At 39.9% G+C, this 12,811-nt stretch carries 11 protein-coding genes and 1 pseudogene; 10 read left to right on the top strand and 2 right to left on the bottom strand.

Going from position 1 to position 12,811, the window contains the following annotated elements; genetic code table 11:
- Positions 1 to 64: 64 nt before the first annotated feature.
- The 4 genes from fdhD to epmA all read left to right on the top strand — a co-directional run bounded on the left by fdhD (position 65) and on the right by epmA (position 3,510).
- On the top strand, positions 65 to 856 hold the full coding sequence (gene fdhD, locus B806_RS0107240) for a formate dehydrogenase accessory sulfurtransferase FdhD (RefSeq protein WP_017402799.1): 792 nt from the start codon (positions 65 to 67) through the stop codon (positions 854 to 856).
- Positions 857 to 975: 119 nt separating this feature from the next.
- Entirely contained in the window at positions 976 to 1,368 is a 393-nt protein-coding gene (locus B806_RS0107235) for a DUF1232 domain-containing protein (protein WP_017385798.1), read from the top strand.
- Between the two features lie 103 nt (positions 1,369 to 1,471).
- Entirely contained in the window at positions 1,472 to 2,539 is a 1,068-nt protein-coding gene (locus tag B806_RS0107230; RefSeq protein WP_017385799.1) for a 4-phosphoerythronate dehydrogenase, read from the top strand.
- Positions 2,536 to 3,510, top strand: coding sequence for an EF-P lysine aminoacylase EpmA (gene epmA / locus B806_RS0107225; protein ID WP_017385800.1), 975 nt, complete (start codon positions 2,536 to 2,538; stop codon positions 3,508 to 3,510). Before B806_RS0107230 ends, epmA begins: the two co-directional genes overlap by 4 nt.
- A gap of 58 nt (positions 3,511 to 3,568) precedes the next feature.
- Here the strand turns inward: epmA and B806_RS0107220 are convergent, their stop codons facing one another.
- Positions 3,569 to 4,540, bottom strand: coding sequence for a TIM44-like domain-containing protein (locus B806_RS0107220; protein ID WP_002118912.1), 972 nt, complete (start codon positions 4,538 to 4,540; stop codon positions 3,569 to 3,571).
- Between the two features lie 82 nt (positions 4,541 to 4,622).
- Positions 4,623 to 6,011, bottom strand: a complete 1,389-nt coding sequence (radA, locus tag B806_RS0107215; protein WP_005073053.1) for a DNA repair protein RadA — start codon at positions 6,009 to 6,011, stop codon at positions 4,623 to 4,625.
- Positions 6,012 to 6,354: 343 nt separating this feature from the next.
- Here radA and B806_RS0107210 point away from each other — a divergent pair, with 343 nt between their 5' ends.
- The 6 genes and pseudogenes from B806_RS0107210 to B806_RS0107185 all read left to right on the top strand — a co-directional run bounded on the left by B806_RS0107210 (position 6,355) and on the right by B806_RS0107185 (position 12,772).
- Positions 6,355 to 7,848 carry an alanine/glycine:cation symporter family protein gene (locus tag B806_RS0107210; RefSeq protein ID WP_005067705.1) on the top strand — a complete coding sequence of 498 codons (1,494 nt, stop codon included), beginning with the start codon at positions 6,355 to 6,357 and terminating at the stop codon, positions 7,846 to 7,848.
- A gap of 315 nt (positions 7,849 to 8,163) precedes the next feature.
- Positions 8,164 to 9,570 carry an amino acid permease gene (locus B806_RS0107205; RefSeq protein WP_031944527.1) on the top strand — a complete coding sequence of 469 codons (1,407 nt, stop codon included), beginning with the start codon at positions 8,164 to 8,166 and terminating at the stop codon, positions 9,568 to 9,570.
- Between the two features lie 140 nt (positions 9,571 to 9,710).
- Complete coding sequence (locus B806_RS0107200; RefSeq protein ID WP_016140224.1) at positions 9,711 to 9,932, top strand: lipoprotein; 222 nt, start codon at positions 9,711 to 9,713, stop codon at positions 9,930 to 9,932.
- Positions 9,933 to 9,954: 22 nt separating this feature from the next.
- Positions 9,955 to 11,205: a diaminopimelate decarboxylase gene (gene lysA / locus B806_RS0107195; RefSeq protein WP_017402798.1), complete on the top strand. Its 1,251-nt coding sequence runs from the start codon at positions 9,955 to 9,957 to the stop codon at positions 11,203 to 11,205.
- A gap of 5 nt (positions 11,206 to 11,210) precedes the next feature.
- Positions 11,211 to 12,056 carry a diaminopimelate epimerase gene (dapF, locus tag B806_RS0107190; protein ID WP_017402797.1) on the top strand — a complete coding sequence of 282 codons (846 nt, stop codon included), beginning with the start codon at positions 11,211 to 11,213 and terminating at the stop codon, positions 12,054 to 12,056.
- Between the two features lie 161 nt (positions 12,057 to 12,217).
- Positions 12,218 to 12,772, top strand: a pseudogene (locus tag B806_RS0107185) (alpha/beta fold hydrolase).
- Positions 12,773 to 12,811: the final 39 nt, after the last annotated feature.

The raw sequence follows: 12,811 nt of genomic DNA, 5'->3' as shown, positions 1-12,811 counted from the left end.
AAAAATATCATCCAAACAAATGGCGCTCTAAACAAGCGCCATTTTTGAAATAAAGGAAATAATTTTGACACCACATTCTTATGGGGTTGAGACATTACTAGTACAGCGGTTTAACAAAACCGACTCTGAAAATGTTTTAGATCATATTGTGCAAGAGTACCCAATTGCCTTGGTGTATAACGGAATTTCACATGCGGTGATGATGGCGACACCGACCGATGTAGAATTATTTGCCAAAGGTTTTAGTCTCTCGGAAGGAATTTTAACTAGCTTAAAAGAGCTATATGCACTTGATGTACATCAAAATGAATTGGGCATTACGGTGGAAATGACTATTTCATCGAGAGCATTTGCTGACTTAAAAGAACACCGCCGCATGATGGTAGGCCGTACAGGATGTGGTTTGTGTGGAATTGAGAGTTTAGAACAGTTTCAGTTAGATGTTCCTAAAATTACAACGCATGCATCCAGAATATGGCTTGAGCAAATTCCGAGTGCCATTTCCCATTTAAAAGTCCAGCAAGAAATTACCGCTTTAACGGGTGGCGCACATGCCGCAGCATGGGTGTTTGACGCTCAAATCGTGGCTTTATTTGAAGATGTTGGCCGCCATAATGCTTTAGATAAATTAATAGGTTATTTAGCACAAGAAAACTACGACACCAGTTTAGGTTTTGTGGTGATGACCAGTCGTGCAAGTTATGAACTGATACGAAAATGTGCCCAGCTGAATATAAGTCTACTGGCGTCAATTTCAGCACCTACCAGCATGGCTATTCAATTAGCCAAACAATCTGGCCTGACTTTGGCGAGTTTTTGTAGAGGAGATAGATTTGTTTTATATACAGAAATTTAAAATATATTGTTCAAGATGATGAACCTAAAATAGAGCTCATCTGACATTTCTTTGGCTTTTAAGCTAAGGATAGGTTTTATGGATTATTATAAAACTCTAAAGGTTCAGAGTCTGTCCAAATGTCTTGGTTACAATCACTAAAAGAATGGGCAAAACGTCTAAAAAAACAAATTATTATGCTTTGGTTTGCATCAAAGCATCCTCAAATGCCATGGTTCCCAAAAGTTATTGCTGTGGTGGCTGTGGCTTATGCCTTTAGTCCGATCGATTTAATTCCAGATTTTATTCCTATTTTAGGCCTTTTAGATGAGGCCATTATTCTACCGATGCTGATTTGGTTAGCTGTTCGTTTTACGCCTCAACAAGTCATTTTCGATGCAGAACAACAAGCTGAAGAATGGCTGGATGAACATGAAAAACGACCAAAAAACTATTTGGTTGCCGTACTCATTATTTTAATTTGGCTCACACTCGCGGTCATGGCTTACTTTTATTTTGGTGGTGGGTTGTGACTAAACTGAGTCTTGAGACCCTGTACTAATTTATACCCTTAACATTGTGCTTTGCTACAACTCAAAGGATAATAATGTTTTTATAAGCTATGGGTTGCAGACAATGAAAATCGTCGCAGATGAAAATTTGGCATTTACCGATTACTTTTTTTCTGAGTTTGGCGATATTCAACACAAAGCAGGGCGTACTTTAACCCATGCAGATGTAAAAGATGCTCAAGCTTTACTGGTCCGCTCGGTTACTGCGGTTAACGCAAGTTTAATTGAAAACACAGCATTAAAATATGTGGGCAGTGCCACAATAGGGACCGATCATTTAGATATTGCGGCGTTAGAAAAACAAGGAATTACATGGGCAAATGCGGCTGGTTGTAATGCGCAAGCGGTTGCTGAATATGTCATTACTGCTTTACTTCATTTAGATGCAAACCTTTTAGAACAACAAGAAAAATTTACCCTAGGCATTGTCGGTCTTGGCAACGTCGGTAAGCGCTTGGCTTATATGGCCCAGTTGTTGGGCTGGAACGTAATTGGCTTTGACCCATATGTGAAACTAGACACAATTGAGAATGTAAGCTTAGAAACTCTGTTGCAACAAGCTAATGCCATTTCAATTCATGTGCCGCTGACCAAAAACGGTGAACATCCCACATATCATTTGTTTGATGAAAAAGCTTTCGCAGCGCTTCAACCTGACACAATTTTAATTAATAGTGCACGTGGTCCAGTCGTGAAAGAAGCCGCTTTAATGGAAGACATTCAACGTACCCAGCGTAAAGTGGTGCTTGATGTATTTGAGCATGAACCAGTCATATCAGAAGAACTTATAGACATGTTGGCTTTAGCAACACCGCATATTGCTGGTTATAGCCTTGAAGGAAAAGCCCGCGGTACACAAATGATTTATGAAGCTTTTTGTCAAAAGTTTGGATATGACATGAATAAGCGTTTTGAAACTCAGCTACCTGCATGCGAAGACTATTTTTCAGGACATGATTTAAAAGCTGTGTTAAAGCAAAAGTTAGCTCAGATTTATGATATTGCTCAAGATGATGCCAACATCCGTGCTTGTATTAAAGACGGCAAAGTAGAGCAAAAAGCATTTGATTTATTACGTAAAAATTATCCGCTGCGCCGTGAATGGGCAGCACATGGGGGACCACAGGCATGAGTTTAAGCTATCAACCTACTTGTTCAATTGATGCCTTAAAAGCACGTGCCAAGCTCTATACCCAAATTCGTCAGTTTTTTGCTGAACGTGATGTCATGGAAGTCGAAACACCAATCGTTTCACAGGCAGGTGTCACCGATGTACATTTAGCTTCGGTTCAGGCTTTGCGCCATATTAATGGCAAATTGCAAACTCAATATTTACAGACTTCACCAGAGTTTGCCATGAAGCGTTTATTGGCGAGCGGTAGTGGGCCGATTTATCAAATCTGTAAGGTGTTCCGAGATGATGAACACGGGCGTAAACACAACAGTGAATTTACCATGCTTGAATGGTATCGCCCCGGTCTAGACTTAAAAGCGTTAATACATGAAACAGCCGATTTATTGCAAACCTGTTTGCAGCATCGTTTTGGTGAAGTTCGTCCGTTTATTCTAAGTTATAAACATGCCTTTCAAGATCGTCTTGATATCAACCCTTTGCAGGCAACCTTGAAACAACTCAAAGATACCGCAAATCGTGTGGGATTAAATCTCGACTTGGGCGATGATCGCCTAGCTTATATGGATTTGTTATTTTCTCATTTTGTTGAACCAAGTTTGGGTTTTGATGCTCCAGTTTTTTTAACTGACTTTCCACCAGAAATGGCCTCTTTGGCAAAAGTGAAAGTAGATGAAGATGGGGAAGAGGTCGCGGCGCGTTTCGAGGTTTATATTGAAGGCTTAGAGCTAGCCAATGCCTACGATGAATTACTCGATGCAGATGTGTTACGTTCACGCTTTGAAGCAGATAATGCAGAGCGGGCTAAGCAAGGGCTTCATGTTATGCCTTTAGATGAGCATCTGTTAGCAGCATTGCCTCATATGCCGGAATGCTCAGGTATTGCTTTAGGTGTAGACCGTTTACTCATGGTTGCAATGGATCAGGTCAAAATTGAAAAAGTAGTGACCTTTCCAGCAGAAATTGCTTAAACGCTGACAAATAAAAAAGCCACTATATTGTGGCTTTTTTATTTAGGATTTATTTAGCTTAAGCTTGTTGGATACCTGCAACAACCCAGTCTTGCTGAGAGCCAGCAGGTTTAACAAAATGCCAGATTTCGGTAAACGGTTGTGGCAAGCTGTTTAGATCTTCACTTACTGTACCAGTGAAACGTACGCTTACTACGTATTGACCATTTTCAGTTGCACTGTCTACAACCATCGCATTCAAGTTACTAAATTCAGCAACGTCTTGATCTTGGTTTTCCATGATATCGTTATACATAGAACTATAAAGTTCTGGTGTCAAGTAACGGCGAATTTCTTCAATGTTACTTGCAGTATTCATCGATTGGATATGATTAAAACGTTGACGTGCAATACGTAAGAATGCAGCTGGTTCACTACCATCTGGAAGTTGATTGCCATTGCTCGTTGTTACACCGCCAAAAGGCGCTTGCGTTGCTGCACCGCCACCCACAGATTGACCAAAGATATTTGTATTATCGCCGGCATTACGTGGAGCTGCTTGTGGTGCAGCAGAACGGCCAAATGGGTTTTGACCGTTACTATTTGGTGCGTAAGGGTTGTTACCCGCTAATTTTTTTTTTGATCCCAATTTACGGAATACAAAGAAAGCAAGAGCTGCGGCAAGCAATACCCAAATCCAACCTGGGATTCCACCTTTTTTCTCTTCTTGAGCTTGCGCCTGAGTGGCTTGCTGCTCAGTTGATGTCGGTTTGTCATCAGCTAAAGCATTTGCTGCAACAGCACCTACGGCAGCACCAGCCACACCAGCTGCAACCATTGAACCAACGCCTGGACCAGATTTCTGAGGCGCTGTAGTGGTTTGTTGAACTGGAGTCACTTGACGAGGTTGTTGATAAGACTGGCTTGAAGTAGTAGAACGTGCCATACCGTGGCTTTTACCACCACCTGCACGTTTAGCTTCAGCAAGAGGAGAAATTGCTAAAGCAGCCATTAAAATACCGGTAATCAAGCCACGCTGGTGTACTTCCATAGGAAATTCCTGTTTAAAGTTAATTTGTAATAGTATTTATGCAGGCTTTTACTCTAAATTTCAACTATAAAAGTATGTTTTTTTATGTCAATTCATCACTGAGTTGCATAGCTTCTGTCAATGCTTCATGTAAGCGCGCAACAGCAATAACTTGTACGCCCGGAATTGCCTTTTGAGGGGCGTTTCCTCTTGGTAAAATGACATATTTAAAGCCATGTTTCGCTGCTTCTTTTAAGCGTTCCTGACCGTTAGGAACAGGGCGAATTTCACCAGAAAGACCAACTTCACCAAAAACTGCAAGCTGTTGGGGCAAGGCTTTGGTACGTAAACTTGAAGCACATGCAAGTAAAACAGCCAAATCAGAACCTGTTTCGGTAATTTTTAAGCCACCTACAATGTTGACGTATACATCTTGTCCAGTGGTTTGCACGCCACCATGACGATGCATTACAGCAAGCAACATGTTCAAACGGTTTTGTTCAAGACCAAGTGCAACACGTCGTGGTTGTCCTTGAGCATCATCAACTAAAGCTTGCACTTCGACCAAAAGAGGGCGAGTTCCTTCACGGCTAATCATCACAATTGAACCGGGAATCGCTTCATCATAACGACTTAGGAAAATAGCAGAAGGATTGGCCACTTCACGTAGGCCTTTATCAGTCATGCCAAATACGCCAAGCTCATTCACTGCACCAAAACGGTTTTTAACAGCACGAATCATTCGATAACGTGAGTCTGATTGACCTTCAAAGTAAAGTACGCAGTCCACCATATGCTCTAAAACACGCGGACCTGCCAGTGCACCTTCTTTGGTCACGTGACCAACAATGAATAGCGCCGTGCCACTATTTTTTGCATAACGGGTTAATAAAGCAGCAGATTCACGAATTTGTGAAACACCACCCGGAGCAGATTGGAGGGTTTCTGTATAAAGAGTTTGAATCGAATCTAGAATAGCGACTACAGGTTTTTCTTGTTCTAAAACTTCACAAATGCGTTCTACACAGGTTTCAGCCATGACTTTTAATTGGTCGGTTGGTAGATCAAGACGTTGCGCACGAAGCGCCACCTGAGATAAAGATTCTTCACCCGTAATATAAAGTGCAGAGCTTTTTGCGCTTGCCATGTGCGTTGCAGTTTGCAAAAGAATGGTTGATTTACCAATACCGGGGTCACCACCAATCAGCACCACAGAACCTGTCACCAAACCGCCGCCAAGCACTCGGTCAAATTCGCTAATGCCTGTAGGTAAGCGAGTTTCATGAGAAACGGAAACTTTATTTAGCGTTGTAATGTTAGCAACTTGACCCGCATAGCCCCCAATTTTAGGACGTGCGCGGTGAGCAGTGGTTGGCTCAAGTTTAACTTCAGTCAGAGAATTCCATTCACCACACTCTGAGCATTGACCAGCCCATTTAAGATGATCGGCACCACATTGCTCGCAACGGTAAACAGTTTTGACTTTGCTCATAAAAAATTGAAATTTTGCTCGATATTATATAAATATAGTTCTTAGGAAGTTCTTCATTCTTGTTTCCTAAAATTTTCATAAAAGATAATGAGGAAATTTGAAGGGATCTTCTAAGGAACTAATAAGGGAAAGACACCAAAAATAACACGATATTGGATTTTTACAAGTCAGATAAAGTTTGTTTTCAGTGGATATAAAAAATCTAATCTATTCCCCAAGGACGGTGTTTTTACTGGAGTATGTATCTAGCTGTTTATTATAGATATGGCATGGATATTGCTGAAGTGAAAACGAACAAAATAATATGAGTATTGTATTTTAAAAATACAAAAGGTTGATATCTATGAGTGCAGCAGAAATTGTTGATTGGATTAATGGCATTATTTGGAGTAAGGCACTTATTTACCTGTGCTTAGGCGCGGGTTTATTTTTTTCTATTTTGACAAGATTTGTTCAAGTGCGTCAAATGAAGGAAATGGCCAGACTATTAATAAAAGGTACTTCTTCAGAACAGGGGATTTCATCATTTCAAGCCTTAGCTGTTTCATTATCGGGACGAGTAGGTGTAGGTAATATTGCGGGTGTAGCGGCAGCAATTGGCTTTGGTGGGCCCGGTGCTGTCTTTTGGATGTGGTTGGTTGCATTTTTAGGAGCAAGCACGGCATATGTAGAATCAACTTTAGGTCAAATCTATAAAGTCGAATATCAAGGGCAATATCGTGGTGGTCCTGCTTTTTATTTTGACAGAGGGCTAGGACAGCGTTGGTTAGGCATCGTATTTGCTATAGCAGCAATTATTTCTTGTGGTTTGTTCTTACCTGGTATTCAAGCAAATGCGGTAGGTAAGGCATTTACACAAATTACTGGTGAAGGGGCAATTATTTTTGGTGATATTGGCCTGTTTAAAATTGTAGCACTTGTGGTGATTGTTGGTTTACTCGCTATCATTATTTTTGGTGGTATTAAACGGATTGCACGTTTTGCTGAATTCGTTGTTCCTTTTATGGCAGCTGGTTATATTCTAATGGCTGTTGTTATTGTGATTGCGAATATTCACGAGCTACCTGGTGTAATCAAATTAATTTTTGAAGATGCTTTTTCTCCTATGGCTGGTCTTGGTGCTGCAATCGGTTGGGGGGTAAAACGTGGTGTTTATTCAAATGAGGCAGGGCAAGGAACAGGGCCACATGCAGCCGCCGCAGCAGAAGTTCAACACCCAGCTCAACAAGGTTTTGTACAGGCATTCTCGATTTATGTCGATACATTATTCGTCTGCTCTGCAACAGCATTTATGATTTTAATTACAGGTATGTATAACGTACAAGGTACATTAGAAGCTGGTCAATTTATTGTACAAAATGTTGGAGCTACTGTAGAAATAGGTTCTCCTGCTTTTACCCAAATGGCAGTGAGTACAATGTTTGGTAATTTTGGCCAAATCTTCGTAGCGTTGGCTGTGTTCTTCTTCGCTTTTACAACAATCGTTGCGTATTACTATATTGCTGAAACTAACATTACTTATCTCAGCTATATTACTAAATCTCCATCGTTATTATTTGTAACCAAGTGCTTTATTATTCTCTCTGTATCTTATGGGGTTTTAAGTGCAACCGGTTATATATGGGGTATTGGTGATATTGGTGTCGGTCTAATGGCATGGATTAATATTGTCGGAATTATTGTGACTTATTTTGTATGGAAGCCAACAATTAAAGCTCTTAAAGATTATGAAGCGCAGCAAAAAGCTGGAGTAACAGAGTACACATTTGACCCTGTTAAATTAGGAATTAAAAATGCGACATTCTGGGAAGAAAGATTGAAGAATAAACAAAAGTAAATTTTTCAAAAGATAAATTTATTTCCTGATCCTTAATAGAAAAGGCTACCTCACTGGTAGCCTTTTTATATATGTGAAAGTTAAGCAAGTACGACAAAAGTTGACTTGAGAGTCCGTTGTATTGCAATAGGCTTGTGCGTATTATCGGCCATAATTGTATGTAGCTTGGAATCATCAGCAATACAGACAAAATTGGTTAGCTGAAAAGTTGTCAAAAAATATACATTTAAAAGATACCTGCAAATGGTGCGATATCGTCTTTTTGATTTGAATTTAGCTAACGGACTAAAAAAATTACTGGAGTGTATTTATAAAATGTCGAATCAAAATCTGAGCGAGCCTCATGAACAAGGTGAGCTCCATCGAAGCCTCTCCAATCGGCATTTACAGCTGATCGCGATTGGTGGTGCAATTGGTACCGGATTATTTATGGGATCAGGCAAAACAATTAGCCTTGCTGGTCCGTCGATCTTATTCATTTATTTGATTATTGGTGTGATGGTGTTTTTTGTCATGCGTGCGCTTGGCGAATTACTTCTTTCAAACCTTGCCTATAAATCATTTATTGACTTCACAACAGATTTAATCGGTCCATGGGCGGGTTACTTTGTAGGGTGGACATACTGGTTATGTTGGATCACGATTGGTATCGCTGACCTTTCTGCAATTATCTACTACTTACAATTCTTCAATAATGGTCTACCTTTCTCGCCTGTCGAAGGGGCAATGATCAGTGTTGCCGCGATTGTATTTATTATGGGTTTAAACCTGTTAACAGTTCGCTTGTTTGGTGAGTTAGAGTTCTGGTTTGCGCTCATTAAGATTCTTGCGATTATTATTTTAATCGCTGTTGGCCTATGGATGATCTTTACAGGCTTTACCTCAAGTACAGGTGAAGTTGCATCATTTACTCATCTTTGGGCTAACGGTGGTTTCTTCCCAACAGGTGTACATGGTTTCTTGGCAGGCTTCCAAATCGCAATCTTTGCTTTTGTTGGTGTGGAACTTGTGGGAACAACGGCTGCCGAAACCAAAGACCCAGCACGTAACTTACCAAAAGCAATTAACTCAATTCCAATCCGTATCATTATTTTCTATGTATTGGCATTGTTGATTGTGATGTCTGTAACACCTTGGAATAAAATTGATCCAGCGATCAGTCCATTTGTAAACTTGTTCAGCCAAGCTGGTGTGGCAGCAGCAGCGATCTTGATGAACTTGGTGGTATTGTCATCAGTGATGTCATCAATGAACAGTGGTGTCTTCTCAACAAGCCGTATGTTATTTGGTTTATCTCGTGAAGATCAGGGTCCAAAAGCTTTTGGTAAATTGAACAGACGTGCGGTACCGGCAAATGCATTGTATTTCTCTGCTGCGTGTTTATTGTTAGGTGCGGCATTACAGTATTTTGTTCCAAATACAGTTGAGGCATTTACGCTTGCAACGACGCTTTCAACGATTTTGTTCATTTGCGTGTGGTTACTCATTATCTGGAGTTATATCCGTTATTACACTACGCGCCCTGAGCTACATGCAAAATCAACATTTAAATTACCGGGCGGTCTATTTACATGTTGGATCACGATTATTTTCTTTATTGGCATGATTTATGTGCTGTCTTTAGAACCGGATACGTTCAAAGCGCTGAAAGTCAGCCCAATTTGGTTTATTATCTTGATCATTGGTTATTTCTTCTTCTATAAACCGCGTCATAAAAAGTAATTAAATTTATTTAGTTATGATCAAACGCCAGCTGAAAAGCTGGCGTTTTTTATGCATATTGTTTTTCTCTTTAAGTTTACTCTTTAGCCGCCTGCATGATCACGGTATACTGCATCGAATTGTTTAAATCAGGTGCTCAGATGCGTCGTGTCATTTGCCTCATCAGTTTATTGAGCAGCAGTATTTTGCTTAGCGCTTGTGGTCAGTCAGGAGCATTACAGCTACCTTCTGATCCGAATTATGACAAACGTGCGAAATACTTGCTCTATCGTAATAAAGAACAGAAACAAGTTGTGCAACAGGATGAACAAGCTGAACAGTCAGTTGAAGCATCAGCCCCAACCCAAACAACTTCACCTTAAGCTTTGAAATAAGGACACATTCATGAGTTTCACTCGCATTAATGGAGTATTGCACGCAGAGCAATGTTCTATGGAGCAGCTTGCGCAGCAATTTGGCACACCTTTGTATGTTTATTCAAAAGCAGCTTTTGAAAAACATTACTTAGATATGGACCGTGCTTTTGATTTTATTGATCATCAAATCTGTTTTGCGGTGAAATCTAACTCAAATATAGCTGTTCTTAATGTCTTGGCAAAACTTGGTGCTGGTTTTGATATCGTATCAGGTGGTGAACTTGCACGGGTTTTAAAAGCGGGTGGAGATGCGTCTAAAGTTGTTTTTTCTGGTTTAGGTAAAACCGAAGCCGATATCGAAACATCGTTAAATGTGGGTATTGCTTGTTTTAACGTTGAGTCTTATGCAGAACTAGACCGTCTTCAAAAGGTTGCAGCTCGTCTAGGCAAAAAAGCGCCAATTTCTTTACGTGTAAATCCAGACGTAGATGCAAAAACTCATCCTTATATTTCAACAGGTTTAAAAGAAAATAAATTTGGTATTCCTAGTGATACTGTTTATGAAACCTATCAATATGCTGCATCTTTACCAAACCTTGAAATCATAGGCATTGACTGTCACATCGGTTCGCAATTGACCGAGACTAAACCGTTTGTTGACGCTTTAGATCGTGTAATGTTGATGATCGAAGAATTGAAAAAACTTGGTATCAATCTTAAACACATTGATATCGGTGGCGGGCTAGGTGTTTGTTATAAAGATGAAACACCGCCAAGTGTTGAAGAATATGCCAACTCAATGAAACCTGCTTTAGAAAAATTAGGTCTCAAGGTTTATATGGAACCGGGTCGTAGCATTAGTGCAAATGCAGGTGTGCTTTTAACAAAAGTTGATTTGCTCAAACCAACGAGCCACCGTAACTTTGCCATTATTGATGCTGCAATGAATGATTTAATTCGCCCTGCTTTATATGAAGCTTGGATGGATATCCAACCTGTAGTGCCAAGTTCAGATACTGAAGAAAAAACTTGGGATCTCGTTGGAGCAATCTGTGAAACAGGTGACTTCATTGGTAAAGATCGTTTATTGGCTTTAAAAGAAAATGACTTGTTAGCTGTTCTTGGCGCTGGCGCTTATGGATTTGTAATGAGTTCAAATTACAACACACGTGGCCGTGCCGCAGAAGTGATGGTGTCAGGCGATAAAGCCCATTTGATTCGTGAGCGTGAAACGGTTGAATCCCTGTGGGAAAATGAACGCTTGTTGCCTGAGGAGTAAATGAAATGTTGTTAGAATTTACTAAAATGCATGGCCTAGGCAATGACTTTATGGTGGTTGATCTGATCAGCCAATGTGCCTATTTGGATACAGAAACAATCCAACGCTTAGCTGATCGCCATTTTGGCATCGGTTTTGATCAGCTTTTAATTGTTGAACCACCAGATTTACCGGAAGCAGATTTTAAATATCGTATTTTTAATGCAGATGGGTCTGAAGTTGAACAATGTGGTAATGGTGTACGCTGTTTTGCTCGTTTTGTACATGAGCGTCATTTAACAACCAAAACAAGTATTACTGTCCAAACCAAAGCAGGTATTGTAAAACCTGAATTGGGCCAAAATGGTTGGGTTCGCGTCAATATGGGCTACCCGAAGTTCTTGCCGAATGAAATTCCATTCATTGCAGAACAACCAGAAGCTTTATATACACTTGAGTTAGCTAACGACCAGAACATTAATATTGATGTGGTCAATATGGGCAATCCTCATGCTGTCACTATTGTTCCAGACGTACTAACTGCTGATGTTGCTGGCATTGGCCCACAAGTTGAATCACATAAACGTTTCCCTGAGCGTGTTAATGCTGGCTTTATGCAAGTGATTGATGAAAAACATGTTCGCTTACGTGTATTTGAACGTGGTGTTGGTGAAACATTAGCTTGTGGTACAGGGGCATGTGCTGCTGCGGTAAGTGGTATGCGCCGTGGTCTACTTGCGAACTCAGTTGAAGTTGAACTTGCTGGCGGTAAGTTACAAATTGAATGGCAAGAAGGCGATGTGGTTTGGATGACTGGTCCAACAACTCATGTATATGATGGGCGTTTGGATTTACGTTATTTTCAAGGCTAATCGCATTACCAAAATAGAAGTCTCTTTTATTATCTAAAATGATAAAAGAGACTTTCTTTTATATGTAGAATAATTTTTTAATTTTATAACTTTATAAAAATATGAATAATTTAATTTTCTTACCCGGTGCATCAGGCAGTACGACATTTTGACATCCCTTAATTGAAAAATTACCTCAGCAGTATCGTACAAAAATTATTGGTTATCCGGGTTTTGGAGATACACCAGAATCCTTAGAAGTCAAAAGTTTTGAAGACCTAACAAATTATGTGGTCAATCAAATTAATGAAGAATCTGTAATTGTTGCTCAATCAATGGGTGGGATTTTTGCTGTTGCCGCAGCGCTAAAAAAACCTCATTTGGTGAAAGGGCTGGTCTTAATTGCAACTTCTGGTGGAATTAACCTTGAATGATTTAATGTTCAAGACTGGTGTGAAACATACCGCCAAGCATTTTTAAAATATCCTGATTGGTTTATTACTACGAATGCCAACTATGAAGAATTTCTATCAGATATAAATGTTGAAACTTTACTAATCTGGGGCGATAACGATCCAGTGAGCACCGTTCAGGTGGGGCAATATTTAAATCAAAAGTTTGAAAAATCGACGTTATATGTTGTGAAAGGTGGGGGCCATCAATTAGCAGAAAAACATGCCGATGAAGTTTCAGTTCAAATAAAAAAACTACTTAGAAAAACTAAAGTAAGTTTTTAAGTCTTATTTAGCGTGCTATCTATCAGCACGCTTTTTAAA

The organism is Acinetobacter sp. TG2027 (assembly GCF_000302435.1).
Classification (GTDB): Bacteria; Pseudomonadota; Gammaproteobacteria; order Pseudomonadales; family Moraxellaceae; genus Acinetobacter; species Acinetobacter pittii.
The sequence above is the reverse complement of the archived record's forward strand: the minus strand, read 5'-3'. Positions and strand labels throughout refer to the sequence as shown.